The sequence below is a fragment of the Rhodococcus sp. NPDC004095 genome (genome assembly GCF_053604015.1).
Map to the genome: position 1 here is coordinate 1 of NZ_JBSGGS010000016.1, position 25,683 is coordinate 25,683.

General features: G+C 69.8%; 21 protein-coding genes, 1 tRNA gene and 1 other RNA gene. 11 read left to right on the forward strand and 12 right to left on the reverse strand.

The features are described from left to right. Positions 1–100: 100 nt before the first annotated feature. From ACWEPG_RS24275 to ACWEPG_RS24300, 6 genes are all read right to left on the reverse strand, one after another. Positions 101–2,242 carry a 3-hydroxyacyl-CoA dehydrogenase NAD-binding domain-containing protein gene (locus ACWEPG_RS24275; RefSeq protein WP_450117007.1) on the reverse strand — a complete coding sequence of 714 codons (2,142 nt, stop codon included), beginning with the start codon at positions 2,240–2,242 and terminating at the stop codon, positions 101–103. Positions 2,243–2,273: 31 nt separating this feature from the next. Beyond that, the gene (locus ACWEPG_RS24280; RefSeq protein ID WP_450117006.1) at positions 2,274–3,488 is read right to left on the reverse strand and encodes an acetyl-CoA C-acetyltransferase; all 1,215 of its coding nucleotides are present in this window, start codon (positions 3,486–3,488) and stop codon (positions 2,274–2,276) included. Between the two features lie 269 nt (positions 3,489–3,757). Then, positions 3,758–4,411, reverse strand: coding sequence for a response regulator (locus ACWEPG_RS24285; RefSeq protein ID WP_450134111.1), 654 nt, complete (start codon positions 4,409–4,411; stop codon positions 3,758–3,760). Beyond that, entirely contained in the window at positions 4,408–6,375 is a 1,968-nt protein-coding gene (locus ACWEPG_RS24290) for a sensor histidine kinase (protein WP_450117004.1), read from the reverse strand. The genes ACWEPG_RS24285 and ACWEPG_RS24290 overlap by 4 nt, the downstream gene beginning before the upstream one ends. Before the next feature lie 76 nt (positions 6,376–6,451). After that, positions 6,452–7,147, reverse strand: coding sequence for a hypothetical protein (locus tag ACWEPG_RS24295; protein WP_452595521.1), 696 nt, complete (start codon positions 7,145–7,147; stop codon positions 6,452–6,454). 106 nt (positions 7,148–7,253) lie between these two features. Then, positions 7,254–7,742, reverse strand: coding sequence for a hypothetical protein (locus ACWEPG_RS24300; RefSeq protein WP_450117002.1), 489 nt, complete (start codon positions 7,740–7,742; stop codon positions 7,254–7,256). Positions 7,743–8,060: 318 nt separating this feature from the next. On the opposite strand from ACWEPG_RS24300, the gene ACWEPG_RS24305 reads away from it, so the two are divergent. The 3 genes from ACWEPG_RS24305 to ACWEPG_RS24315 all read left to right on the forward strand — a co-directional run bounded on the left by ACWEPG_RS24305 (position 8,061) and on the right by ACWEPG_RS24315 (position 11,101). Next, positions 8,061–9,083 (forward strand): AraC family transcriptional regulator, encoded by a 1,023-nt coding sequence (locus tag ACWEPG_RS24305; RefSeq protein WP_452595522.1) that lies wholly within the window; start codon positions 8,061–8,063, stop codon positions 9,081–9,083. A 24-nt stretch (positions 9,084–9,107) separates the two neighbouring features. Further along, positions 9,108–10,046, forward strand: coding sequence for an acyl-ACP desaturase (locus ACWEPG_RS24310; RefSeq protein ID WP_450117000.1), 939 nt, complete (start codon positions 9,108–9,110; stop codon positions 10,044–10,046). A gap of 83 nt (positions 10,047–10,129) precedes the next feature. Beyond that, positions 10,130–11,101 (forward strand): alpha/beta hydrolase, encoded by a 972-nt coding sequence (locus ACWEPG_RS24315; protein ID WP_452595523.1) that lies wholly within the window; start codon positions 10,130–10,132, stop codon positions 11,099–11,101. Positions 11,102–11,104: 3 nt separating this feature from the next. Here ACWEPG_RS24315 and ACWEPG_RS24320 read toward each other — a convergent pair whose 3' ends face one another. Then, positions 11,105–12,175, reverse strand: a complete 1,071-nt coding sequence (locus ACWEPG_RS24320) for a DUF6670 family protein (RefSeq protein WP_452595524.1) — start codon at positions 12,173–12,175, stop codon at positions 11,105–11,107. Beyond that, positions 12,172–14,784, reverse strand: a complete 2,613-nt coding sequence (locus tag ACWEPG_RS24325) for a DNA polymerase III subunit gamma and tau (protein WP_452595525.1) — start codon at positions 14,782–14,784, stop codon at positions 12,172–12,174. Before ACWEPG_RS24325 ends, ACWEPG_RS24320 begins: the two co-directional genes overlap by 4 nt. A 307-nt stretch (positions 14,785–15,091) precedes the next feature. On the opposite strand from ACWEPG_RS24325, the gene ACWEPG_RS24330 reads away from it, so the two are divergent. Further along, a complete protein-coding gene (locus ACWEPG_RS24330) occupies positions 15,092–16,450 on the forward strand; it encodes an ammonium transporter (RefSeq protein ID WP_450116996.1) in 1,359 nt (452 codons plus the stop codon). A gap of 664 nt (positions 16,451–17,114) precedes the next feature. Beyond that, positions 17,115–17,972 carry a hypothetical protein gene (locus ACWEPG_RS24335; protein WP_452595526.1) on the forward strand — a complete coding sequence of 286 codons (858 nt, stop codon included), beginning with the start codon at positions 17,115–17,117 and terminating at the stop codon, positions 17,970–17,972. A gap of 178 nt (positions 17,973–18,150) precedes the next feature. Here ACWEPG_RS24335 and ACWEPG_RS24340 read toward each other — a convergent pair whose 3' ends face one another. Continuing rightward, on the reverse strand, positions 18,151–18,732 hold the full coding sequence (locus tag ACWEPG_RS24340) for an HhH-GPD-type base excision DNA repair protein (protein WP_450116994.1): 582 nt from the start codon (positions 18,730–18,732) through the stop codon (positions 18,151–18,153). A gap of 48 nt (positions 18,733–18,780) precedes the next feature. On the opposite strand from ACWEPG_RS24340, the gene ACWEPG_RS24345 reads away from it, so the two are divergent. Then, entirely contained in the window at positions 18,781–18,894 is a 114-nt protein-coding gene (locus ACWEPG_RS24345; protein WP_452595527.1) for a DUF5701 family protein, read from the forward strand. Between the two features lie 3 nt (positions 18,895–18,897). On the opposite strand, the gene ACWEPG_RS24350 is transcribed toward ACWEPG_RS24345, so the two are convergent. The 3 genes from ACWEPG_RS24350 to ffs all read right to left on the reverse strand — a co-directional run bounded on the left by ACWEPG_RS24350 (position 18,898) and on the right by ffs (position 21,878). Further along, positions 18,898–20,244, reverse strand: coding sequence for a hypothetical protein (locus ACWEPG_RS24350; protein ID WP_452595528.1), 1,347 nt, complete (start codon positions 20,242–20,244; stop codon positions 18,898–18,900). A gap of 199 nt (positions 20,245–20,443) precedes the next feature. Beyond that, complete coding sequence (locus ACWEPG_RS24355) at positions 20,444–21,733, reverse strand: aminotransferase class I/II-fold pyridoxal phosphate-dependent enzyme (protein WP_452595529.1); 1,290 nt, start codon at positions 21,731–21,733, stop codon at positions 20,444–20,446. Between the two features lie 50 nt (positions 21,734–21,783). Then, positions 21,784–21,878, reverse strand: an RNA gene (gene ffs / locus ACWEPG_RS24360) — signal recognition particle sRNA small type. A gap of 105 nt (positions 21,879–21,983) precedes the next feature. On the opposite strand from ffs, the gene ACWEPG_RS24365 reads away from it, so the two are divergent. The 5 genes from ACWEPG_RS24365 (at position 21,984) to ACWEPG_RS24385 (ending at position 25,663) form a co-directional block, all read left to right on the forward strand. Beyond that, positions 21,984–22,071 (forward strand) — tRNA-Ser (locus ACWEPG_RS24365). A 102-nt stretch (positions 22,072–22,173) separates the two neighbouring features. After that, the gene (locus tag ACWEPG_RS24370) at positions 22,174–22,731 is read left to right on the forward strand and encodes a TIGR03086 family metal-binding protein (protein WP_450116991.1); all 558 of its coding nucleotides are present in this window, start codon (positions 22,174–22,176) and stop codon (positions 22,729–22,731) included. Positions 22,732–22,774: 43 nt separating this feature from the next. Then, positions 22,775–23,686, forward strand: a complete 912-nt coding sequence (gene gluQRS, locus ACWEPG_RS24375) for a tRNA glutamyl-Q(34) synthetase GluQRS (protein ID WP_450116990.1) — start codon at positions 22,775–22,777, stop codon at positions 23,684–23,686. Between the two features lie 136 nt (positions 23,687–23,822). Next, positions 23,823–24,809 carry a hypothetical protein gene (locus ACWEPG_RS24380; RefSeq protein ID WP_450116989.1) on the forward strand — a complete coding sequence of 329 codons (987 nt, stop codon included), beginning with the start codon at positions 23,823–23,825 and terminating at the stop codon, positions 24,807–24,809. Between the two features lie 119 nt (positions 24,810–24,928). Then, complete coding sequence (locus tag ACWEPG_RS24385; RefSeq protein WP_450116988.1) at positions 24,929–25,663, forward strand: queuosine precursor transporter; 735 nt, start codon at positions 24,929–24,931, stop codon at positions 25,661–25,663. The last annotated feature ends 20 nt before the right edge of the window (positions 25,664–25,683 follow it).

The following is a 25,683-nucleotide window of genomic DNA, read 5'->3' on the forward strand; positions in this document are numbered from 1 at the left end:
GAGGACGTCACCCTCGCCGAGATGCTGTCGCGGGGAGCCGAACTCGACCCCACCGTGCGGGTCCCTGGACCCGCAAACCACGCACGAGCAGCGGAGCTGCCTATGCCTTGAGCGAAGCAGGCGGGGTGAAGCGCTCGCCGTACTTTGCGGCGAGTTCCTCGGCGCGGGCCACGAATCCGGCGACGCCGCCCTCGTAGCCGGTGACGAACTGGCTGACGCCACCGGTCCAGGCCGGGTAGCCGATGCCCATGATCGAGCCGATGTTGGCGTCGGCGGTGGACGTGATGACGCCCTCGTCGAAGCACTTGACCGTCTCGAGCGCCTCGATGAACAGCATGCGGTCGATCAGGTCCTGGAGCGGCGGGGTCGCCGATCCGGAGTTGAACGCCTCGCGCAGGCCCGGCCACAGGCCGACGCGCTTGCCGTCCTCGTAGTCGTAGAAGCCCGCACCGCCGAGGCGACCCTTGCGGCCGTTCTCCTCGACGAGGACGTTGATGACGTCACCGGCCGGGTCCGGCGGCAGCGTCTTGCCCTCGGCGATCGCGGCGGCCTTCGACTCCGCACGGATCTTCTGCATCAGCGTCAGGTTCAGCTCATCCGAGAGCTGCAGCGGCGCCGCCGGGTAACCGGCCTGCATGCCCGCCTGCTCGATGGTGGCCGGCTCGATGCCCTCGGCGAGCATGGCGATGGCCTCGTTGACGAACGTGCCGATCACGCGCGAGGTGAAGAAGCCACGCGAGTCGTTGACGACGATCGGCGTCTTGCGGATCGCCTGCACGAAATCGAAGACGCGCGCGAGGGTCTCGTCTGACGTCTTCTCACCGCGGATGATCTCGACCAGCGGCATCTTGTCGACGGGCGAGAAGAAGTGGATGCCGATGAAGTCCTCGGGACGCTTGACGCCGGTCGCCAGATCGGTGATCGGCAGCGTCGAGGTGTTCGATCCGAGCAGGGCGTCCGCGTCGACGATGTCCTCGATCTCCTGGAACACCTTCTTCTTCAGGTCGGGCGACTCGAAGACGGCCTCGACGACGAAGTCGACGCCGGCGAAGTCGGCCGGATCGGCGGTCGGCGTGATGAGGTCGAGCAGCGCCTTCGACTTCTCCTCGGTGGTCTTGCCCCGCGAGAGCGCCTTGGCCTCGATCTTCTCCGAGTACGCCTTGCCCTTCTCCGCGGCCTCGATCGCGACGTCCTTGAGCACGACCGGGATTCCCGCCTTGGCACACACGTACGCGATGCCTGCGCCCATCATGCCGGCGCCGAGGACGCCGACCTTCTTGATCTCACGCTTGGGGATGTCCTTCGGACGCGACGCACCCGAGCCGATGGTCTGGATGTCGAAGAAGAACGCCTGGATCATGTTCTTCGCGACGTTGCCGGTGACCAGCGAGGTGAAGTAGCGCGACTCGATCTTCAGCGCGTTGTCGATGTCGACCTGGCTGCCCTCGACCGCGGCCGCGAGGATCGCGCGCGGCGCCGGCATGTTGGCGCCTTTGATCTGCTTGCGCAGGTTCGCCGGGATCGCGGGCAGGTTCGCCGCGAACGCCGGGGTGGCAGGGGTGCCGCCGGGGATCTTGTAACCCTTCTCGTCCCACGGCTGGACGCCCTTGTCCGGGTTCGCCTTGATCCACGCCTTCGCGGCGGGCACCAGTTCCTCGACCGAGGACACGACCTCGTCGATCAGGCCGACCTCGAGCGACTGCTGCGGCCCGCGCTGCTGACCCTGCAGCAGGAACTGGGTCAGCGCGGTCATCAGGCCGAACTTGCGGACGGTACGGACGACGCCGCCGCCGCCCGGCAGCAGACCGAGGGTGACCTCGGGCAGACCGATCTTGACGCCCTTGACGTCCGCGGCGATGCGGTGGTGGGTGGCCAGCGCGATCTCGAGGCCACCGCCGAGCGCCGCGCCGTTGATGCAGGTCACGACCGGCTTACCGAGCGTCTCGAGGCGACGCAGGTCGGCCTTGAGGGCGAGGCTGTGGTGGTAGATGTACTCGGCGTCGTCGGGACCCGACTTGATCATGTTCTTCAGGTCGCCGCCGGCGAAGAAGGTCTTCTTGCCGGAGGTCAGCACGACACCGGTCACGGTGTCCTTCTCCGCGTACAGCCGGTCGACGGTCTCCTTCATCGACGAGATGTAGCGGTCGTTCATGGTGTTCGCGCCCTGGTTCGGGTCGTCGATGGTGAGCACGACGATGCCGTCGGCGTCCTGCTCCCAGTTGATGATGTTCTGATCGCTCACTGTTTCGTCTCTCCTGATTGTCCGGTGAGCGTCAGACGCGCTCGATGATGGTGGCCACGCCCATGCCGCCGCCGATGCACAGCGTGACCAGGGCCCGCTTGGCGCCGCGACGCTCGAGCTCGTCGACCATGGTTCCGGTGATCATCGCGCCGGTCGCACCGAGCGGGTGACCCATCGCGATCGCTCCGCCGTTGACGTTGAGCTTCTCGTCGGGGATCTTCAGGTCCTTCTGGAACTTCATCGCGACCGACGCGAACGCCTCGTTGATCTCGAACAGATCGATGTCGTCGACGGTGAGCCCGGCCTGGGCGAGCACCTTGTGCGCGGCCGGGGTGGGACCGGTGAGCATGATCGTCGAGTCGGCGCCGGAGGTGGCGGTCGCGACGACGCGGGCACGCGGGGTCAGGCCCATCTCCTTGCCTGCCCGCTCGGAGCCGACGAGGACGAGAGCGGCGCCGTCGACGATGCCGGAGCTGTTGCCGCCGTGGTGGACGTGGTTGATCTTCTCGACCCAGTGGTACTTCTGCAGCGCGACGGCGTCGAAGCCGCCCATCGCGCCGATGCCCGCGAACGCAGGCGCGAGCCCGGCCAGCGACTCGAGGGTGGTGCCCGGACGCATGTGCTCGTCGTTGTCGAGGACGGTGACGCCGTTGATGTCCTTGACCGGGACGACGGACTTGGCGAAGTAGCCGCCCGCCCACGCCTTCGCCGCGAGGTCCTGCGAACGGACCGCGTACGCGTCGACGTCCTCGCGGGAGAAGCCCTCCATGGTGGCGATCAGGTCGGCGCCGATGCCCTGCGGCACCAGGTAGGTGTCGAAGTTGGTGGCCGGATCCAGCATCCAGGCACCGCCGTCGGAGCCCATCTTCACCCGGGACATCGACTCGACGCCGCCGGCGATGACCAGCTCGTCCCAGCCGGACCGCACCTTCTGCGCCGCCATGTTCACGGCCTCGAGGCCGGACGCGCAGAAGCGGTTGATCTGCACGCCACCGACGGTCTCCGGCAGCCCGGCGACGGTCACCGCGGTCCGGGCGATGTCGGCGCCCTGGTCGCCGAGCGGGGAGACCACACCGAGGATCACGTCGGAGATACGGTCCTCGTCCAGGTCGGGGAACCGCACCCGCAGCTCGTCGATCAGGCCGGTGACGAGGTCGATCGGCTTCACCGAATGCAACGAGCCGGACGACTTGCCCCGGCCGCGTGGGGTTCGGATGGCTTCATAAATGAACGCCTCTGTGGTCACGGTGTTCCTTCCTGTGCACGGCTGCGCCGCGTGCGAGCGGTTCTTCTGCGGATCCAACGTGGTGCCGGGGCACCCGCGAGTGCGCCGACCCGAGGCAGACACCCCGATGCACGCCATAGTAGAACGTGTTCCAAAATGGGGTCTAGGACCGAAGCGAGCGAGACCTGTGACCGTGCCGATCAACCGTGCCGCGGCCGTGCCGATCAACCGCACCGCGGCCGTGCCGATCAACCGCACCGCGGCCGTGCCGACCAACCGCACCGCGCCCGTCAGCCCAGACCCGCCTCCCGGGCCCGCACGATCGCCGCGGACCGGTCCGGCACGCCGAGCTTGGTCAGGATGTTCGAGGTGTGGTTGCGCACCGTCTTCGGGCTGAGCACCAGGCGACGGGAGATGGTGGACGTGTCGTGGCCGGCGGCGACGAGGTCGAGAATCTCCCGCTCCCGATCGGTCAGCTCGGGGAAGACCGTCGGCGCCAGTCCCCGCGAAGCCGCCATGAATCCCATCGCCCGCTCCGCCACCGCCGCCCCGAGGAACAGGTCGCCGTGCGCGACCGCTCGCACGGCCCGCTCCACCTCGTCCGGGCCGGCCCCCTTGACCAGGTAGCCGCGGGCGCCGGCGCGGACCGACGCCACGAGGGCGTCGTCGTCCTCGTGCATCGTCACCATCAGCACCCGCAGCGCGGGCAGGCGGGCCAGCAGGTCCCGGGTGGCCTCCACGCCGGAACCGTCACCGAGCTCAATGTCCATCAGCACCACGTCCACGTCCGAGGTCACCGCGGTCGCCGCTTCCGCGACGGAACTGGCCTCGACGACCACGTCGATCCCGTCGAGGGTGGACAGCAGTGCGACCATCCCGAGCCGGAACACGGGATGGTCGTCGACGACGGCGACTCGGATGGCGGTGACGGTGTGGTCGGTCATGTTGGGGCCAACGGTATCCGGGCGGCCACCCGCGTGCCTCCCGACGCCGGCGAGTCGATCACCAGGGTGCCGCCCAGGGCCCCGGCCCGTTCCCGCATCGAGCGGGTGCCGACGCCGCCGACGTGCTCCGAATCGAAGCCGCGCCCGTCGTCGTGCACGACGACGGTCAACTCCCCCGCGGTCGAACCGGGTGCGGCGCACACCTCGACCCGACAGCCGTCCGCGCCGCTGTGGCGGCGCGCATTCGACACCGCCTCGACCGCGATGCCATAGGCGGCCGCGCTCGCGAGCGGGTCGATCGTCGCGGGTACCTGCGCGTCCACGGCGAGGACGAACCCGGCGCGGGCGTGCTGCGCGGCGAGATCGTGCAGGGCCGCGACGAGGCCGAGTTCGTCGAGGATCGGCGGAAACAGGGTGCGCGACAAGGAGCGAACGCCCTCCACCTGGTGATCGAGCTGCTGCTGCAGCGAATCCAGCAGCCGGGCCGCGGCGTCGGGGTCCACCCCGAGCAGATTCCGCACCCCCTGCAGCCCGAGGCGGATCCCGGCGAGCGACGGTCCGAGACCGTCGTGCAGCTCCCGCCGGATCACCCGCCGTTCCTCCAGCCGGACCGTGGACAGCCGGTCGCGGGCCGCATCCAGGTCTCGCGTCGCCCGCACCAGCACCAGGCCGGTGGCAACGACCGAACCCAGCTCCTGCAACGCTTTCCGGTCCCGCTCGTCGAGCGACTCGCCCGGGGGCGCCGTCGCGGCGAGCCCGCCGACCGGAGAACCCCTATGCACGAGCTCGACCATCGTCTCCCGGCCCGTCGGATGCCCGTACCGCACAACGGGTTCGGGATCCCCCGCCTGCCAGACCGTCACCGACTCCAGTCGCAGCGCCGCGGCGACCCCGGCGGCGAGCTCCCCCATCAGTTCGTCCGGCGCGGCGGCCGTCGCGAATCGGCTGCCCAGGTCACGCACCGCGCGCGCCGGATCCGCGCCGGACCCGTACACGAGGTCGTGCACGCGACGCTGCAGCCACGATCGCACCGGCTGCACGGCCACTGCCACGGCGCCGGCCGCGACGGCCTGCGCGAGAACAGAATCCGACGACGGGAGCAGCTGCGCCAGCGCCGTCGCGGTCACCACATACAGGGCGATCAACCCGACCGTGAGCGTGCCGGCCAGCACCGCACGGCTCACGGCCAGATCGAGTCCCCACATCCGTTGACGCAGCACCGCCACCAACATCGCGGCCGGGTAGAACGCCTGCACCGCGAGGTGGACGAGTGGGGTGATCATCCACATGTGCGGCCACGACGACGGCAGCGCCAGCGGGACGAACGACAGCGCCATCAGCGCGGTACCGACTGCCAGCCAACCGAGACCGACCCGTTCCTCCACCGGGCCGCGGCGCGCCCTCCGCGCCGCGTCGCCCGCCGCAACCAGTCCGACCGCCACGACCGGCGCGACGAGCCAGATCGCGGCGACGTCGCTCCAGGTGCGGGCGACGAAGAACCACGCCGTCGCTGCCACTCCGGCGACCAACCCGGCGCGAGCGACGATGTCGAGCCGCTGGTCGCGGATCAGCCACGGCACCACCAGGAACAGCGCGAGGGTGCCGGGGATCCACGCGGTGTTCTGCAGCGGCTCGATCGCCGCGACCGCGGGCAATCCGGGCCGGACGGCCGCCAGTTCGGTGTAGGCGTAGCTCAGCGCGGCGAGCCCGATCCCGATCGCACCCAGGCCCAGGATGATCGGAACCGGATGCACCCTGCGGGCCAGCACCACGCCGCCGACGGTGCCGTACACCGCCGCCCCGACGACGTCGACCAGGAAGAACAGCTGGTTCGCGTCCAGTGTCGGCTCCGCCGCCAGGAAGGCGACCACCGACAGCACTGCGAGCAGCCAGGCCGTGACGGCGAGCGCAGCGGCGGGCACCGGCGCACCGCCGCCCACCGACCCCTCGTATCGCTCGCTCACTCGTCACACCCTTCCCGGCTCCGGCGACGCCCGTGCGCGTTTCCGGTAGCCAGGACTACCAGAAACGCGCACAGGTTCAGCGCTTGCGGCCCGTGAACCACAGTCCGACAGCGCAGACCAGCACCCACACCGGACCGGTGAATCCGGCCATGTACTGCAGCGGCGAGATTCCGAACAGCGCGGTCAATCCGCCGAGGACCACGCTGGTCCAGCCGAGCCACCTCGGCAGCGCACCGTGCCGCAGGGACGCCACCGCGACCGCGAGGGCGCTGACGCCGGCGGCCGCCCACAGCCACGGGATGGTGCCGAGCCAGTGCGCCCCGACCACGGCGAACTCCGGCACCATCTTCGTGCCCTCGGACAGCCCGAAGACCAGTTCGGTGGTCAGACCGGTGCCGATCAGGGAGATCGCGGACGTCACGATCAGCCCCCCGGCCGCGACCTGCGGCAGCACACTCGCCGGTGCCAGTCGCGCGGCCATCAGCCGGGCCAGGCCCGCCGCGAACACCAGCAGCGCGAGCGCGGCGACCGCGAACCCGGTGTGTTCGATCAGGATCATGGTCCGCTGGTCGGCCAGTCGTTCGGCGATCGCGACCGGGTTCCCGGCGATCGTCTCGTCGTAGACGGCGGTCACGCCCCCACTGGCCTGGATGCCGACCACGCCGGCGAGACCGGCCACGACACCGGCCGCCACCCATGCTCGACGCTGGGTCGCCAGCGCGTCGGGGGCCGGATCGGCGGATGCGGCCGCCACCGAATTGCTGATGCTCATGTGCGGTCTCCTTCACTGCCCCGCCCGCTGGCGGATCGACTGCAGCAAAGGATGTGCCGCCCGGCGTCCCGGCCACCAGGGGCCGATGACCCGGACGGCCGGGAAATCACACGGAGTGGACGGTCTCCCCGGGAGTGAGCGCGAACTCGCACCAGCACTCGACGTGGTCGGCGGCACCGGGACGTACCGCCAGCGGCGCCCGCCCGGACCGGGTGATCGGCGGCGAGATCGGCGGCAGCCCGGGCAGCGGGACCAGTCGCACGTCGAGCGGGGCGTAGCCGTCGGCCCGCACCACCACCCGCATGTGCTCGTCCGCGGCGCCGGCGACGACGTCGAAGCTGCCGCGGTCGCAGGTCACCGCGGATCCGCTGGGCTCGACGGGCAGGCCGGTCGCGGCGGCGTCGTCGTCGACGGGATGCCACCAGTCGAGTCGCGCATCGGGAATCGGATCACCGGAGTGCGTCCGCACGATGCCGAGCATCCGCAGGGGCCCGGCACTTCTCATTTCCTGTTCGGCGCTCGGAACCAGGGTCAGCTTCGCAGGGCCCGGGAACTCACCGTCCGGACACGACGAGTCGAGTCGCTGTAACGGCATGTCACGCACTCCCTCGTCGTCGCACCGCACCACCGGGCCCGGCTGAGTGGTCCGACGCTACGTCATCGATGCCACCACCGCGATCCGCTGTGCGCACCGAAAGTACACATTGCGCAGCCGCTCGCGTGCCCGATTCGTGAATATGAGTTCGGCCGGTCGCTGGCTGTGGGCCCGCCGGTCAGGTTCAATTGACGGGCGGCGTGCAACCGACCGACCACGCCGACGCCGAAAGGCGTGCCCTCGACCGGGGCGCCCGCCACATCGGATGACGTCCTCCCCGCGCCCGGGGAGGTTGGCGGACAGGAGGTGAGCGAGCCGATGCTCCATCCTGCGAACACGCCGGTGCCGGCCGCCTCGCCTCCGAGTCTTCTCGACGCATCCGATCTGTCCGCGCTGTCCACACCCGAGCACTCGGGCCGGCCGGGGGCTCCCCAGATCCCGGACAACTGGGAGGAGGCGTCCCGGATCGCATCGGACGCGTACTTCCCGCACAACCTGATCCGGCTGTCCCCGGACAGCACTCCTGGGCTGGTGCTGCGCAACGCGGACCTCGGGCCGATCCGGCTCGCCCGCATCGGGTGGGGTACGGAGGTAACCGTCGAATCCGCCCACCCGGGCGGCTACGCCGTCAACATCCCGCTCACGGGTCACCTGACATCGGTCATCCGCGGTACCGAGGTGACCTCCGCGGTCGGGCAGGCGACGATCTGCCCACCCGACACTGCGACACGGATCGTCGAATGGGACCGGGCCTGCCACATCCTCGGGGTCGGCATCGATCGCACCCACCTCGACCGCGAAATACTCCGCGTTCTCGAGACCGAGCGGCAGCTGCCCCGGCAGGTCGACCTCACCACTCCCGAGGGCGCGAGCTGGCTGCGTCTGGTCGTCTCGCTCGCGCAGCAGCTCACGGACGATCCGGGGGTGCTCGGCAACGCCCTCGTCGCCGACCAGTTGGCCGGTGCCGTCACGACGGCACTGGTCCTCGCGGCCGTGCCGTCGACTGCGGCTCCGACGCCGCGGCCGCGGATCGTCAAGCGGGTGGTCGACGCCCTGCACGCCGACCCCGGCCGCGTGTGGACGGCGGGCGACATGGCCGAGTGCGCCGGGGTGGGCGTTCGCCGCCTGCAGGAGGGGTTTCGCAGGTACGTTGGACGCAGCCCGTCCGAGTACCTGCTCGACATTCGGCTGCAGCGGGCACACGAAGAACTCCTGGATGCGGACCCCAGCCGCACCGTCACCGAGATCGCGCAAAGGTGGGGATTCACCCACACGGGCCGCTTCGCGGCGGCCTACCGCAACAAGTACGGCACTTCCCCCTCCCAGTCCCTGCGGGGCTGACCTCATCGCACCGGAGCCCTTCCCATGGCGATCGCGACACCGAACCAGGCCGCACTCCTGCGCGAACTCGAACCGACCGTCGAGGCGCTGCTGAACCGGCACCTGTCGATGGCCCGCGACTGGAATCCCCACGAGTACGTGCCCTGGGACGAGGGCCGGAACTTCGCCCCGATGGGCGGCGACGACTGGGAGCCCGGCCAGTCCCGACTCACCGAGGTCGCGAAGGTCGCGATGGTGACCAACCTGCTGACCGAGGACAATCTGCCGTCCTATCACCGGGAGATCGCGGGCAGCTTCTCCCGGGACGGGGCGTGGGGAACGTGGGTGAACCGGTGGACGGCCGAGGAGAACCGCCACGGCATCGTGATCCGGGACTACCTGACGGTGACCCGCGCCGTCGATCCGGTCGAACTCGAGCGGTTCCGGATGCAGCACATGACCACGGGGGTGTCGTCGCCCCTGGACGAGTCCTTCCTGCACTCGGTCACGTACGTGACGTTCCAGGAGCTCGCGACCCGGCTCGCGCACCGCAACACCGGCCGGGCCTGCGCGGACGACGTCGCCGAGCGGATGCTGAGCCGGGTCTCCGCCGACGAGAACCTGCACATGGTCTTCTACCGTTCCCTTGCCGGTGCCGCCCTCGACGTGGCGCCCGATGCGGCGATGGACGCGCTCACCGAGATCCTGGTCCGCTTCCAGATGCCGGGGATGTCGATGCCCAATTTCCGCCGCAATGCGGCACTGCTCGCGCGGCACGGCGTCTACGATCTGCGCCAGCACCTCGACGAGGTGGTGTGGCCGGTGCTGAGGATCTGGCAGGTGTTCGACCGGACCGACGTCGGTCCGGTCGGTGAGCAGGCCAGGGAACGGCTCGCGGCCCATCTGGCTGAGCTGGAACGCTCGGCGCGCCGATTCGAGGAGACCCGCGAACGCCTGCGGGCCCGCGAGGCGGAACGGGCCTGACCCCGGCGCGCCCGAAACCGGGCGAGACCGACCGCGGCCACCTATCGTATGCGTGACACACGGTCACACACAGGGGGACGCTCATGCGCACCGGGGAGAACACCGTCTGGCACTGGGACGTCAGCATTCGAGCGCGGCTGATCGCGGGGTTCACGCGAATCGTCGTCAAACCGCTGTTCACGATCTGGCCGGCCACCGACGGCGGCATCCGGATCCTTGCCAAGCTGGAAACCTACGTCGACCGCCTGCCCGCCCCACCCGGCAGCACCGTCCAGGACCTGACCCTGGGTGGGGTTCCGTGCGAGCGGGTCACGCACCGCCACGTCGCGACCGACGAGCTGGCCGATGCGACGATCCTCTACCTGCACGGCGGCGGCTTCGTGTTCTGTGGTCGCGGCACCCACCGCAGCCTGTGCGCCCTGCTGTCCGCCCGCGCCGGAGTTCCGGTGATCTCGGTGGAGTACCGGCAGTTGCCGGACGGCGGTGTCGGCACCTCGATCGCCGATGCGATGGCCGCCTACCGGGCCGTGCTCGAATCGTGTCCCGACCCGGCGAAGATCGTCGTCGCCGGCGATTCCGCGGGCGGTTACCTCGCCATGAAGGTCGCCGAGATCGCCGCGCTGCAGGGGCTCCCCCGGCCGGCCGCCGTGATCGGCTACTCCCCGCTGCTGAACGTGCACCTCGAACGACACGACCCGAAGTTCATGCGCAAGGACGCGTACCTGCCGATGGGCCAGGTCGCCAAGCTCAAGGACCGCTGGCTCGGCGGACCCGACGCCATCGTCGGCGTGGACTCGCCAGTCGACGCCGACCCGGCCGTGTTCCCGCCCGTGTTCCTCTCGTGCGCCGAGTACGAGCTGATGCGGCCGGATGTCGAGCTGCTGACGAGTCGGTTCGAACACGCCGGGCGGACCGTCGAGACCCATCTGTGGAGCGGTCAGATCCACGCGTTCCCGGTGCTCGGCACGATCCTGCGGGAAAGCCGGGAACTCGTCGCGCTGAGCGTCGACTTCGCGCGTCGCAACGTCGCCGCCCGCCAACGCCGGACCGCCTGACGCTCAGCCGCGAACGTCGACGTACTCGGCATAGCCCAGGCCGGTGACGGCCCGGCCACGGAACCACCCGTCGTAGCGAAAGCTTCCGACGTATCCGGCACCGAGCCCGTAACACCAGTCCCCCGACGCCGTGCAGTCCAGCGTCAGCAGTTCGTCACCGCCGACGCTCAGCCGCCACCTGAAGGTCTCCGGGAGCGTCATCTCGCGACCGTCCGGGGTGCGGTGTGACCGGTCCGCGGCCTGCACGACGGTGAGGGTGCAGCCCGCCGTGTAGCCGACACTGTCCCCGCTCCGCGTCCGCAGGTATGCGGTGCGCAGCAGCGGAACACCACCCGGACCGGTGACGTGACTGAGCAGCACCTGGGTGCCCTCGTCGACGTTCACCACGTGATAGGTGAACAGGCGTGCGGGGAGCTTGGCGCGCGAGGCCAACCCGGGCGGCAACACACTGTGCGGACCGGCGCCGCGGGCGTACTCGACCGTGCACAGACCGGACACACCCTGCCCGTCGCCCGCGTGCGTGACGGTGCCCTCGTACTCGCAGAGCAGGCTCCAGTGCCGGTACACGCCGGGGATGTCGAAGAACCGGCTGATCGCACCGGTTGCCCGCAGTCGCAGATCGACTCCGACCTCCGGATGGGTGCGACGCACGGTGAACTCGGGATACCGGGACTCGAGGAGCAACTCGTCCCCGAATCGCAGCACGCTGCCGTCCGCCGCGAACTCGCAGTCCCGCGACGTCGAGCGGTGCAGAAACCCGCCACCGGTCATCGCCGCCGTCGACGAGACGACGGTGGTGGTGTCGCGAGGCGTCGTCTCGATCGCCCAGTCGTTCGCGAAGACCGCCGCCTCAGGGGTTCCGACGATTGCCATCACCCCGAAGTATCGATGCGGCTCGGGCAGATTCGGCACCATCACCCCGTAGTGCGCCCAGTTGAACCACCGCGACCCGAAGCTGCCGCGAGCACCGGGCGGACGCAGGTCGAGAGGCTGACGCACCGGCGGCTGGGGGCCGGACGCGCGGCGGTTCACCAGGGCCAGCGCCCGCTCGGCGAGACTGCGCCGCGGCGTCATTCGTCGAGCGGTTTCGCCCCGAGGACGTCGGCCAGCAACTCCAGTGCCACGTCGTTCGGATCACGCCGCACGGACGGGTCGGCCGGTTCGGCGGCCTCCGCCATCATCTCTTCCTCGTCCTCGGCCGTCACCGAATCCGGCGACGGCGGGTCGAAGTCCATCGGCCCCGGATCGTCGGGGTAGTCCGGCTCGTCGGGCGGCGGGATGTCGTCGACCGGCGGCCCGACGACCGGTTCGGGACCGGCCGGACGGGCAGGCTGCGGTGCCGCATTCGCCTGACTCGGCCTCGAGAACCGCGGCGCACCAGACGATTTCGCTTGCTGACGAACCGGGGCCGGCCTGCTCGGCACATCCTGGTCTGGGGTGCCGACCTGGCAGTCGACGGACCAGTCGACGCCGAACACGTCGTGCAGCGCACGCCGGATCACGTCGGCGTTCCGGGGTTCGACAAGCCGCTTCGCGAGCGGGGCGGAGGCGTGCACGAGCACCACCGTGCCATTCTCGACGGAGCGAACCGTCGCCCCGGAGAGCATCACCTCGACGGTGCGGCTGTGCTCACGGACCTTGGCCCGCACCTCCGACCACACCGCCCGGATCGCAGCCGCGTCCGGCTCGGCGCCTCCCGCCGCGGCCACCGGGGGCTCGACGCCTCCCGGTTCCGGGACGGCGGGCTCGACTGCCACGAGCTCGGGCTCGACGCCGACAGGCTCGGTGACGACAGGCTCGGTGACGACCGGCTCGACCGCCACCGGCTCCACGACTGCCGGCTCGGCGTCGACCGGCTCGGTGTCGACCGGCTCGGCGGCGGCAGACTCGGCGATTTCAAGCTCGGGCTCGGATACCGGCTCCGCAGAATCCTCTGCCGGAGAGAAGAATTCGGCGAAGTCGGGATCGGCAGCGGGCGTGAGCGCATCCGCCACCGTGTCGAAGCTGTCGGGCACGAGCGGCGACGGTTCGACGGACGGGATGTCGAGGGGTTCACCGGACTGCACCGGCGCCGCTTCCATCTGGGCCGCCACGGCCCGTGCGCGTGCCGCCGCCGCCTCCGCTGCGGCCTGGGCCTCGGCAGCCGCCTTGGCCAGTGCCGCGGCCTCCGCCTCCGCTGCGGCTTGGGCCTCGGCAGCCGCCTTCGCCCGGGCAGCAGCCGCGGCCTGCGCAACTGCCTCCGCCCGGGCAGCGGCCTCGGCCTGGGCCGCTGCTTCCGCCTCGGCGCGCGCGGCCGCTTCCGCCTCGGCCCGTGCCGCAGCTTCCGCCTCGGCCTGCGCGGCCGTCTCCGCCTGAGCCGCGGCCTGCGCAGCTTCGGCCTGGGCACGGGCCTCCGCATCCGCTTCCGCCTGCTTGCGCTGCGAGGGCCGCAGGAAGCGCGGTGCGGGTTCGTCGGGCGCAGGGCCCGCCGACTCGGGCGCAGTGGGGGTGAGCGGCCTGGCCGCGGGCGCCGCGCCGCCGGGCCCTGCGACCACCCCACCGATCTCGAGTCGCTCGAGGCGCTGCAGCACCGCCGACTCCGCATCCGATGCGGACGGCAGCAGCATCCGGGCGCAGATCACCTCGAGCAGCAACCGCGGTGCCGTCGCGCCCCGCATCTCACCGAGCCCGGTGTGCAGCAGTTCCGCGTACCGGGCCAGCGTCGCCGGACCGATCCGTTCCGACTCCTCCCGCATACGTTCGAGGACATCGCCGGGCGCGTCGACGAGGCCCCTCTCACCGGCGTCGGGGACGGCACGCATCAGGATCAGGTCACGGATCCGTTCGAGCAGATCCACAGCGAACCGGCGCGGGTCGTGACCGGCGTCCATCACCTTGTCGACGGTGCCGAACAGCGCGGCCCCGTCGCCCGCCGCGAGGGCGTCGACGGCCTCGTCGATCAGCGCGACATCGGTGACGCCGAGCAGTGCGAGGGCGCGCGCGTAGGTGACGCCCTCCTCACCCGCACCGGCGAGGAGCTGATCGAGGACGCTGAGCGAGTCGCGGGGTGAGCCACCACCGGCGCGGATCACCAGCGGATACACCGCATCCTGGACCGCGACGTCCTCCTGCGCGCAGATCTTCTCGAGCAGTCCACGCATCGTGTTCGGCGCCAGCAACCGGAACGGATAGTGGTGGGTGCGCGACCGGATGGTCGGCAGCACCTTCTCCGGCTCCGTCGTCGCGAACACGAAGATCAGGTGCTCCGGCGGCTCCTCGACGATCTTGAGCAGGGCGTTGAAGCCCTGCGTGGTGACCATGTGGGCCTCGTCGACGATGAAGATGCGGTACCGCGACTCGGCGGGCGCGTAGAAGGCGCGGTCGCGCAGCTCGCGGGTGTCGTCGACACCGCCGTGGCTGGCCGCGTCCAGCTCGATGACGTCGAGATTGCCCGGACCGCCGGGACCGAGAGCAACACAGGAGTGGCACGTCCCACACGGAGTCGACGTCGGGCCCTGAACACAGTTCAGGGAGCGCGCCAGGATGCGGGCGGACGAGGTCTTGCCGCAGCCGCGCGGGCCGGAGAACAGGTACGCGTGGTTGATGCGTCCCGCGTCGAGGGCGGTGCTCAGAGGCTCGGTGACGTGCTCCTGCCCCACCACCTCCGCGAAGGTCGCCGGTCGGTATTTCCGGTAGAGGGCCACGCGGTGAGGGTACCGGCGAGCACCGACATCGGGACCATTGACCGCCCGCGCGCCGGTCGGCCGAGCGGGTCCGGCCGCGTCCGTGGATCGACCGAATGTTCCGTTCACCCGATCGGATCGACCGAACGCTTCCGTTCACTCGACCGAATCGAGCGGATGCGCCGCCCGCTCTGCAGGCCATGCACGGCGCGTGACCAGTGTGAGAAAGGCGAAACACACCCGCAACGTCACGGCAGCGCTCGTGAAACTCCGAGGGACGATTCTCTGCTGCGGCGTGCGAGCCGACCGCACGCGGAGGAGGCTGACCGTGCACACGATCGACGCCGGGGACACCGCCTGGCTGCTGGTGAGCACCGCTCTGGTGCTGCTGATGACTCCGGGCCTGGCCCTGTTCTACGGCGGCATGGTGCGGTCCAAGGGCGTGCTCAACATGATCATGATGAGTTTCGTCGCAATCGCGCTGGTCACCGTCGTATGGCTGATTGCCGGGTACAGCCTCGTCTTCGGTGACGACATCGGCGGCGGCCTGCTCGGTGGCCTCGAGCACGCAGGCATGGCCGGGATCTCCCCCGACACGGTGCACGGCACCGTGCCCGAACTGCTGTTCGCCACCTTCCAGCTCACCTTCGCGGTCCTCACAGCCGCGCTGATCAGCGGTGCGATCGCCGACCGGGCCAAGTTCTCCGCGTGGATGCTGTTCGTCCCCGTGTGGGCGCTGCTGGTCTACGTGCCCGTCGCGCACTGGGTGTGGGGCCCCGACGGCTGGATCGCCCGCCTCGGTGTCCTCGACTACGCCGGTGGCCTCGTGGTCGAGATCGTCTCCGGCGCGTCCGGGCTGGCGCTCGCCCTGGTCCTGGGCCGGCGGATCGGGTTCCGCACCGAGCCGATGCGCCCGCACAACCTGCCCCTCGTGCTGCTCGGCGTCGGACTCCTGTGGTTCGGCTGGTTCGGCTTCAACGCCGGTTCCGCGCTCGGCGCGAACGGCACCGCTGCCGCGGTGTTCGTCAACACCCTCGTGGCCGGCTGCACCGGCATGCTCGGCTGGATGGTCGTCGAGCATCGCCGCGACGGGCACCCGACCACGTTCGGCGCCGCGTCCGGCGTCGTCGCCGGCCTGGTCGCGATCACCCCGTCCTGTGGTTGGGTGACCATTCTCGGCGCCGCCGTCGTCGGCACCCTCGCCGGTGTCGTCTGCTCGTTCGCGGTCGGCTGGAAGTTCCGGTTCGGATACGACGACTCCCTCGACGTGGTGGGCGTGCACCTGATCGGCGGCATCGTCGGCACCCTCGCGATCGGCCTGCTCGCCGCACAGGTGATGACCCACGGCCCCGAGGGACTGCTGTACGGCGGGGGCCTCACCCAGCTCGGCAAGCAGGCGCTGGCGGTCGGCGTGGTCGGCGTGTACGCGTTCGGCCTCACCTACGCCCTCGGCAAGCTGATCGACCGCTTCTTCGGATTCCGGGTCACCGCAGAGCAGGAGACCGGTGGCATCGATCTCGCCCTGCACGCCGAATCCGCTTATGAGCACGCGGTCCTCGCGCACAGCGGCCCGGGCGGCTCCGGCATCTTCGGTACCCACCCCGGCCTGTTCGACACGCGGCACGACGGGACCCGCCGTCCGGACCACGAGCCGGATCCGGACCAGGACGATCTTCAGCGCGACTGACCTCCCCGCGACCTGCACGAGCAGGAGCGGACGCGGCTCTGCACACACCTTTTCGGTGGTCCACACCCCTATTCGGCGCCGAATGCGGGTGTGCACACCCGAAAAGGCTTGTGCACACCGGCATTACGCGCGTCAGCAGTAGACCCGTTCGGCGGTGGCGACGTAGATCTCGGCGACGTTGCGGGCACCGCCCGTGGAGACGGTTCAGGTGTGCTTTCCGGCGTCACGTCGACGGTCGGCATCACCTCGTCCGCCGGGGCCGGGATCTCGGCCCCGCGGTTCTCCGCCACCGGTGCCGGAAGCCGGCTCGAGGACACCGCCGCAGGTGTCGGCGCGCCCGACTCCTGCCCGGCATCGACCGGAGTCGAGCACCCCGACAGACCGCCACACATCACCGCGGCCACGACCGTCACGGCGTTTCGAACTCTGACCACGAGCTGGAGTGTTGCACATTTCTACTTGCCAGTAATCCCACATGACCAGGGAATATCCGACAGTTCGGTTACGACACGAACGACACTGGCGGCGTGCTATAAACAGCTTTTGTCCGTTACGTGAATTTGCACACACGGCAGCGGAACCGTCTCGGCCGGTCGGCTCCACGGAGCCGGCGCGCGTCCTCCCCGGGCGCGCTCGCAAACGTTCTTACGACGTAAGGAGCCGCATGACAAACTCGACGAAACGTTCCCCCCGGCGAACCGGAACCCTCACCCGAATCGCACTCGCAGGCCTCGCAACCGGCGGCGCCCTCGCCCTCGCCGCACCCACCGCGGCCGCTGCGCCCGGAACCACACCCGTTCCCGGCGGCGCCGTCTGCGATCCGACTGTCGGCCAGGGATGCCTGAGCGTCGTCGTCAACAGTGGAACCTTCAACAACAACGGGTTCACGCTTCCGATAGGCGACGGCGACCTGACCATCGCCGCGACTCTGCCCGACGGCGACGGGGCAATGGTGCCTCGCGACGACGGTCACTTCGGCGTCTACTCCAAGCCGATGACGGTGCCGGGCGGCGTCCTGGGTGTCGACCTGCCGTTCGACAACCTCTTCGGCCTCGCCGCGGTCACCTCACAGGTCGAGGCGGTGGAGACCCCGACCCTCAACGGACTGGTCACCGACTTCGACATCACCCTTCCCGCGCGCCTGAAGATCAACAACCCCCTGCTGGGCGACAACTGCTACATCGGATCACCGGAGAACCCGGTCGTGTTCGAACTCGACAATGATCCCGCCGGCTTCGAATCCCACTACGAGGATCCCTACCCCGCCGAGACCGCGTGGCTGTCGGGCATCCACAACAAGGCCACCGAGTTCTCCCTGCCCGGCGCCACCGGCTGCGGTCCGTTCGGGGCACTGAACCCGATCGTCAACTGGCGGGCAAAGGTTCCGAACGGCACCGGCACATCGCTGGAGACCGTGTCCACCGGCTTCCTGTTCCCGTCCGCCGCCGGCGGCACCGACCCGCTCGACGAGACCGGCGGCGAGGGTGGCAGCTCCGGCTCCAGCGGATCAAGCGGCAGCTGACCCTTCGCGCCAGGGCGTGGTGCGCCTCGAGATCCGCGCACCACGCCCGGGCATCAGGTTCTCGGCACCAACGCCCCGAATCGGCCGGTAGCACACATCATTCGATCGATCCGACCTCTGACGCGCGTCCACCCACAGCCCAGGAGGGCGTCACCAATCGGTCGATTCGGTTCCCGCACTACGCCTTCGCGGCCTTCGCGGCGGCCTTGGCGGCCTGCTTGAACTCACGGACCTCCATGAGCGTCTGCTGGTCGACGACGTCGGCGATCGACCGGCGGGCACCGTCGTCGCCGTAGGCACCGGCGGCCTCCCGCCACCCGGCCGGCTGCACGCCGATCTGCTTGCCGAGCAGGGCCAGGAAGATCCGCGCCTTCTGGTCGCCGTAGCCGGGTAGCGCCTTCAGCCGCCTGAGCACTTCCCTGCCATCCGGGTCGCCCGACGTCCAGATCGCAGCGGTGTCGCCGTCGTAGTGCTCGACGATGTAGCCGCACAGCGACTGGATCCGCGCGCCCATCGACTTGGGGAACCGGTGCACCGCCGGCGGCTGCGAACACACCGCGATGAAGTCGTCCGGGTTCATCTCCGCGATCGTGTGCACATCGAAACCGCCGATCCGGTCGGCGATCTTCTTCGGGCCCGCGAACGCGGATTCCATCGTGACCTGCTGATCGAGGAGCATCCCGGTGAGGAGCGCGGCCGGATTCTCGGCCAGCAGCTCGTCGGACGCCGGGTCCTGGGTCAGGCACAGCTTCACAGTCATTGCTCGATTCTGACATCCGCGCGGGCGCCCGGCGCGGAACAATTTCGCATGGGTGCCGCGCTGTGGATCAGTCAGCGGCGACCGAAGCTCGGCTGGTGCTGGAACGGAAACCCGCACGCCTGGCTCGGCTCCGCCTCGGCCGGCCGCCGGATCGGCACCTGACGGTCAGCGCCGCCGCCACAGCACCGCGGCCGCGACCACCGACCCCATCATCACGGTGGTCGCGGTCAGCGCGTACGCCCAGTGCGTGAACAGTGTCGGCTCCGTCGTGGCCGGGATCGCCGCCAGCGCCGCGAACAACGCCACCGCCGCGATCACCCCGGCGAGCACCGACCACGCGTTGGCGAGCCGCGAGTGCCGGGCGCCCCGAAGTTCCGCGCTGCGCAGCAGCCCGTGTTCGATCACACGCATTGCCTCGGCCAGTTCGATGTCGAGTTCCTCGGTCTCCTCCGCGGCCCGCCGGACCAGGATCGAGCGGAGCTGGGTGGGCTGGATCCAAGAGTGATAGCGGTTGTCGCGCTGGTGGTCCTTGCGCAACAGGGCCCGCTCCATTCGCCGGGCCTGCATCGCGGCGACGTCGTCGAGCGCTTGGACCAACCGGTCTCCGGTGAGGTCCTCGCGGCAGCGCAAATGGTCGAGGACTTGCCAGAAGTCCATCGAGCACCGCGCCCGGATCGCCACCCACGGGAGCAGGCAGTACAGCATCTCGCGGGTGCCGGAGCCGACGTAGTCGTGGCCGCGGGCGGTCGCCTCGAGGTCGAGGAGCACCGCGGCGGAGTCCTCACGTACCGCGACCGTCGCACCGGGCTCGACCGGCTGGTCGACGAGCGAGACCCGATCCCAGTGCCAGAGCACTCCCCACCGCCCGGCCGCGGCGCGCGCCAGCGGCCCGGTCTGCGGCCCCTCCACCAGGCCACGGACCCGGTCAGCGCCGTCCGCGGTCACCTCGACGACGAGGCCTTCGATCGCCTCCTGATCGCCGATGCCACGGTGACTGTGCACGACCACGTCGGTCAGCGGCCGATGCACGGCCGGATCGGAAAGTCGGGTGTGCAGCCCCGGGAACAGGTCGACCAGGCTGGCATCGGAATCGAGGCCGAAGAGCGTGAGGAACTCGTCCACGGCCGGGCGGAATCCTGCTCCGTCCCGGTCCTGCAGGGGGTCGGTGTTCCAGCCGACCAGCGTGGTGTCCGGGACATCGGACAGCGACTCGAGCGCGAGGACGAGCCCGTTGTCCGGTACTTCCCACAGGGACAGGCAGGTGGCGGCGGGCCCCATATAGGGACGGACGCCAGGTTCGCCCGACCGCATCGCGGCGGTCGCGGCCCCGAACGTGAGCTCCGCCCCCGCCTCGCTGCGATGCCGGTACGCCAGCAGTACCGCCGGCCGCACCCCGCGCTCGGTCCGCCGCCGTGGCCCGATCCGGGCCGGCAGGAACGGCTCCACGGCAGGGATCGGCTCGACCCGTGTCGGCGACGGCCCCTCACGGACGTCGAGCGCCAACAGAAACATTCTCAGCACCCCGTTGCACGCTCCGGCCGACCCAACGTTCGTCGGACCCGGTCCGGACTGCACACCAGCGCGACTGGTCATGACACTCACCACTCAGTCCAACCCACTGCGCCGATCGCAGCGGACCTGAGCCGGAGTATCGCAGGTTCCCCGCGAAAAAGCCCTTCCCGCAGTTCGACTCGGGTAAAGGGCGCGCGAGTTACGCTTCGAGCGCCTTCTCGGTGGCGGCGAGCAGGACGCAGGTCGCGACACCGTCCATCGCCGTCTCGAGATCGTTCATCGACGGGAAGCTCGGCGCAAGCCGGATGTTCATGTCGTCCGGATCGGTCGAGTACGGGAACGCGGATCCGGCGGCGGTCAGCGCGATGCCCGCATCCTTGGCCAACGCGATGACCCGCTTCGCGGTGCCCGGGACCACATCGAGGCTGATGAAGTAGCCGCCCCTGGGCTCGGTCCAGGACGCGATCTTCGACGGACCGAGCCGGTCCTCGAGGATCCGCAGCACGGCCGCGAACTTCGGCGCCAGGATCTCGCGATGCTTGGCCATGTGCGCGCGAACGCCGTCGGCGTCGCCGAAGAAGCGCAGGTGCCGCAGCTGATTGACCTTGTCCGGTCCGATGCTCTTCTTGCCGACGTGCTTCTGGTACCAGGCCAGGTTCGCGTCGGAGCTGCCGAAGAAGCTGACGCCGGCACCGGCGAAGGTGATCTTCGAGGTGGACGCGAACACGTACGGCCGGTTCGGGTTACCGGCAGCAGCGGCGAGACCGAGCACGTCGTACGCCGGCGCGAACTCCTCGGTCAGCGGATGCACCGCGTAGGCGTTGTCCCAGAAGAGGCGGAAGTCGGGGGCGGCGGTCGGCATCGACGTCAGGGCGCGCACGACCTCCTCCGAGTACACCGCGCCGGTCGGGTTGGAGTACGTCGGCACGACCCACATGCCCTTGATCTGCGGGTCATCGGCGACCATATGCGCGATCGCGTCGACGTCCGGGCCGTCCGGGCGGATCGGAACCGGGATCATCTCGATGCCGAACGACTCGGTGATCGCGAAGTGCCGGTCGTAGCCGGGGGCCGGGCACAGGAACTTGACCTTCGTCTCCTGCGTCCACGGCCGCGGCGAGTCCACGTTGCCGTGCAGCAGGGAGAACACGATCAGGTCGTGCATGATCTCGAGGCTGGCGTTGTTGCCCGCGAGCAGGTTCGCGGTCGGGATGTTCAGCAGCTCACCGAAGATGGCACGCAGTTCCGGCAGGCCGGTCAGCCCGCCGTAGTTGCGGACGTCGGTGCCGCTGCCGTCGCGGTGATCGCCCTCGCCGGGGAGCGTCAGCAGCGCCTCCGACAGGTCGAGCTGTTCGGGGGACGGCTTGCCGCGGGTGAGGTCGAGGACCAGCTTCTCTGCCTTGAGCTGCGTGTACTTCTCGGACTGCCGTTCGTGCTCGGAACGGAGTTCCTCGTGGCTCATCAACCCAATCTGGGTTTGGGTAGGCATCCCGGAAAAACCTTTCACACCGAAGCGGCGGGGGCAGAGCTGCATAGAAAATAAGGGGACCCCGCGCACCCGGCAGAGCCCATTGACCCTTGCTGCCTTCCGGCCCTGGGGGAGTTCACAGGATGCGCGCCGCGCGGGATCCACTGACGAGTGTAGCGAGCCCGTCGCACGGACGGACAATCGGCCGGTCATCGGGGCCCCGGCACCCCCGTTTTCCGGATTGCGGGGGTGAGCCGGTATGCTCGCCCACGGAGGATTCGCCTAGTGGCCTATGGCGCTCGCCTGGAACGCGGGTTGGGTTAACGCCCTCAGGGGTTCAAATCCCCTATCCTCCGCCACACGATGGCCCCCGATCTCCGGATCGGGGGCCATCGTCGTATCCGCCACCCCGTGACGCGAATGTTCAAGACTCCGGCGCGGGAGCGGCGCAGGATGGGTCCATGACCGACACCTCCGCGATCGCAGCCCGCTACCGCCGCCGCGCCGACAACCTGACCGGCACCGTCGCCTCGGTCCCCGCCGACCGGTGGGACTCGTCCTCCCCGTGTGAGGGCTGGACCGCACGCGACGTGTTGCGGCACCTCATCGACGTCCATTCCTTCCCGTTGAAGCCCGTGGGACTGTCTCTTCCGCCGGTGCCCAGCGTCGACGAGGACCCGCTCGCGGCATGGACCCGGACCCGCGACGCGGTACTCGAGATCCTCGACGACCCGCAGCGCGCGGGCCTCGAGTACGACAGCAGCCTCGGCCGTACCTCGGTCGCCGCGACGTTCGACTCCTTCCTCGGCTTCGACCTGGCGATTCACCGCTGGGACATCGCGCACGCCACCGGTGTCGACGAGACGATCCCGGCCGAGGACCTCGCGGCGGCGGCCGCCCTCGCCGACCGGATGGGTGAGCAGATCCGCAGCTCGGGCGTGTGCGGTCCCGCGGTCGAGGTCCCGGCCGACGCGGACGAGCAGACGCGCATCCTCGCGGTGCTGGGGCGGCGCGCCTGAGCGGCGCCGAGTGCGCACTCGGCGGATCGCTAGGCTGGACGCCATGAGTGGAGACGGTGCCGGGCGGTTTGCACCCAGCCCGTCCGGCGACCTCCACCTGGGCAATCTGCGAACCGCCCTGCTGGCGTGGCTGTTCGCCCGCTCCACCGGCCGCGGGTTCCTGATGCGGGTCGAGGACCTGGACCGAGTACGGCCCGGCGCCGAGGAACGGCAGCTCGCCGACCTCGCCGCGATCGGTGTGGACTGGGACGGCGAGATCGTCCACCAGTCGCAGCGACTGCCGCATTACGCCGCCGCCGTCGACGCCCTGTCCGCCGCCGGCCTGACCTACGAGTGTTTCTGCACCCGGAGGGAAATCCAGCAGGCGGCCACCGCGCCGCACGGCCCGGACGGGCACTACCCGGGCACATGTCGGTACCTCACAACCCAGCAGCGGCAGGCCAAACGGGACGCCGGGCGGCCTCCGGCGATCCGGTTGCGTGCCGACGTCGCGGAGTTCGAGGTCGAGGACCTGCTGCACGGCCGCTACACCGGAGCCGTCGACGACGTGGTGCTGCGCCGCGGCGACGGCGTGCCCGCGTACAACCTCGCGGTCGTCGTCGACGACGCCGCGCAGGGCGTCGACCAGGTGGTGCGCGGCGACGACCTGCTCGGGTCCGCCCCGCGCCAGGCATACCTGGCAACCCTCCTCGGACTTCCCGTGCCGACCTTCGCGCACGTGCCGCTGGCCTTGAACGCCGAGGGCAAACGCCTCGCCAAACGAGACGGCGCGGTCACCCTCGCGGACCAGCAGGCCGCGGGACGCACCCCGGATGCGGTACGCGGCCATCTCGCGGCCTCACTCGGGCTGGCCGAATCGGACGAGAAGCCGTCGATGGCGGACCTGCTCGACCGGTTCGACCCCGCCGCGCTCCCCCGCGACCCCTGGGTGTTCGCAGCCGGCTCCGAGTTGTAGCCGAATCGGTACGAAACGCCTGTTCGCCAGCGCGCGAACAGGCTGCGGGCGCCGTAGTGTCTACCAAGATCAACAAACAGCGCGGCGCGCCGATGTGTCGCCGCGCATCGACCAGGACCATTGAGGGGAACCGCACGTGAGTGAGAACCCGCCCGGGGCACCCGATCCGAACCATCCGCAGCAGCCCCCGAACCAGGGCACCCCGCCGCCGAACTCCGGACAGCCCGGCTACGGACAGCCCGGCCCCGGACAACCCGGCTACGGGCAGCCCGGCCCCGGACAACCCGGCTACGGACAGCAGCCCACGTACGGGCAGCCCGGCGGCTACCCGCCTCCGCCCGGCTACGGTGCACCGCAGCCCGGCGGCTATCCCCCACCGCCGGGTTACGGCACGCCCCAGCCCGGCGGATATCCGCCGCCGCCCCCGTCCGGGGGTTACGGGGCACCGCTCCAGCCGGCACCCGGCTTCGGTGGACCCGGAGGCACCCCGCAGCTGACCATCCCGGATGCGCTCGGCTACGCGTGGAACAAGTTCAAGGCCAATGCCGGCGTGTGGGTCGGGATCACCGTGATCATCTTCCTGATCGAGCTCGTGGTCAGCTTCATCTTCGGTTTCAACGACTCATATGACAGCTTCGGTGACTACTTCACGTTCTGGCGCATCCTCGGCACCGTCGTCAGCGCCATCGTCAGCTACCTGGTCAATGCGGCACTGGTGCGGGGCGCCCTGCACGAACTGGACGGAAACAAGCCGGGCATCGGCTCGTTCTTCCAGTTCACCAACGTCGGCGCGATCATCCTGGCCAGCCTCCTCGTCGGCATCATCACCGGCATCGGATTCGTGCTCTTCATCATCCCGGGCATCATCCTGGCGTTCCTGACCTGGTGGACACTCCAGTTCGTCGTCGACAAGGAGCAGGATGCGGTCACGGCGATCAAGTCCAGCTTCCGGGCGATCTCCGAGAACGTCGGGCCGCTGGTGCTGCTGGCCCTGGTCCTGGTCGCCCTGAACATCGTCGGCGCGCTGCTGTGCGGCCTGGGCCTGCTGATCACCATTCCGCTGACCACCATCGCATCCACCTATGCGTACCGGGTGGTGGTCGGAGGCCGCGTCTCCGCCTGACCGATCGGCATCCTGCACCCTGAACCATGCACGGTGCAGGGCAATCACAAACCTCGCACATCGGGCGCGAACCCAACCGGGTTCGCGCCCGACGTCGTCTCGGTGCTTGGATGGCCGTCGTGACAGCTTCAGACCAGGTCGACCAGCAAACCGAGCACGCGACGTTCGCCCACGTCGCCCGCGGCTACTATCCGACCTTCGTCGCACTGTTCACCGCGGTGCTGCTGATCTCCAACATCTGCGCCACCAAGGGCGTCGCATTCTTCTCGGACGCCGACCTGTCCGTCGGCCCGCTGCAGATCCTGCCGATCATCACCGACGGCGGGTTCTTCCTGTTCCCGCTCGCCTACATCGTCGGCGACGTACTCAGCGAGGTGTACGGCTTCAAGGCCACCCGGCGCGCGATCTACCTGGGCTTCGGCGCCCTGATCCTGGCGTCGGTGTGCTTCCTGATCCTGATCGAACTGCCGTCCGCCGACTTCTACGAGAACCAGGCGTCGCTCGAGGCGGTGGTCGGGGTGTACCCGCGGCTGCTGCTCGCCGGACTCGCCGGCTACCTCGTCGGCCAGTTGCTGAACTCCCTGGTGATGGTTTCCATCAAGGAACGCACCAAGGAGAAGCACCTGTGGGCGCGGCTGATCGGTTCGACCGTGGTCGGCGAGTTCGCGGACACCCTGATCTTCTGCGCGATCGCCGCCGGCGCAATCGGCATCAGCACCTGGGACGACTTCCTGAACTACGTGCTCGTCGGGTTCCTGTGGAAGACGCTGGTCGAGGTGCTCGTCATGCCGATCACCTACCGGGTCATCGCGTACGTCAAGAAGCGCGAGCCGACCTACGTCGTCGCTTCCTGACCGCCCCGCCTTGGTTCCCT

Coding starts and splice junctions, on each gene's coding strand:
- ACWEPG_RS24285 (WP_450134111.1), bottom strand. CDS start 4,411: ATGACCGACCACACCGTCACCGCCATCCGAGTCGCCGTCGTCGACGAC.
- ACWEPG_RS24295 (WP_452595521.1), bottom strand. CDS start 7,147: ATGAGCATCAGCAATTCGGTGGCGGCCGCATCCGCCGATCCGGCCCCC.
- ACWEPG_RS24300 (WP_450117002.1), bottom strand. CDS start 7,742: ATGCCGTTACAGCGACTCGACTCGTCGTGTCCGGACGGTGAGTTCCCG.
- ACWEPG_RS24305 (WP_452595522.1), top strand. CDS start 8,061: ATGCTCCATCCTGCGAACACGCCGGTGCCGGCCGCCTCGCCTCCGAGT.
- ACWEPG_RS24310 (WP_450117000.1), top strand. CDS start 9,108: ATGGCGATCGCGACACCGAACCAGGCCGCACTCCTGCGCGAACTCGAA.
- ACWEPG_RS24315 (WP_452595523.1), top strand. CDS start 10,130: ATGCGCACCGGGGAGAACACCGTCTGGCACTGGGACGTCAGCATTCGA.
- ACWEPG_RS24320 (WP_452595524.1), bottom strand. CDS start 12,175: ATGACGCCGCGGCGCAGTCTCGCCGAGCGGGCGCTGGCCCTGGTGAAC.
- ACWEPG_RS24335 (WP_452595526.1), top strand. CDS start 17,115: ATGACAAACTCGACGAAACGTTCCCCCCGGCGAACCGGAACCCTCACC.
- ACWEPG_RS24340 (WP_450116994.1), bottom strand. CDS start 18,732: ATGACTGTGAAGCTGTGCCTGACCCAGGACCCGGCGTCCGACGAGCTG.
- ACWEPG_RS24345 (WP_452595527.1), top strand. CDS start 18,781: ATGGGTGCCGCGCTGTGGATCAGTCAGCGGCGACCGAAGCTCGGCTGG.
- ACWEPG_RS24350 (WP_452595528.1), bottom strand. CDS start 20,244: ATGTTTCTGTTGGCGCTCGACGTCCGTGAGGGGCCGTCGCCGACACGG.
- ACWEPG_RS24355 (WP_452595529.1), bottom strand. CDS start 21,733: ATGCCTACCCAAACCCAGATTGGGTTGATGAGCCACGAGGAACTCCGT.
- ACWEPG_RS24370 (WP_450116991.1), top strand. CDS start 22,174: ATGACCGACACCTCCGCGATCGCAGCCCGCTACCGCCGCCGCGCCGAC.
- gluQRS (WP_450116990.1), top strand. CDS start 22,775: ATGAGTGGAGACGGTGCCGGGCGGTTTGCACCCAGCCCGTCCGGCGAC.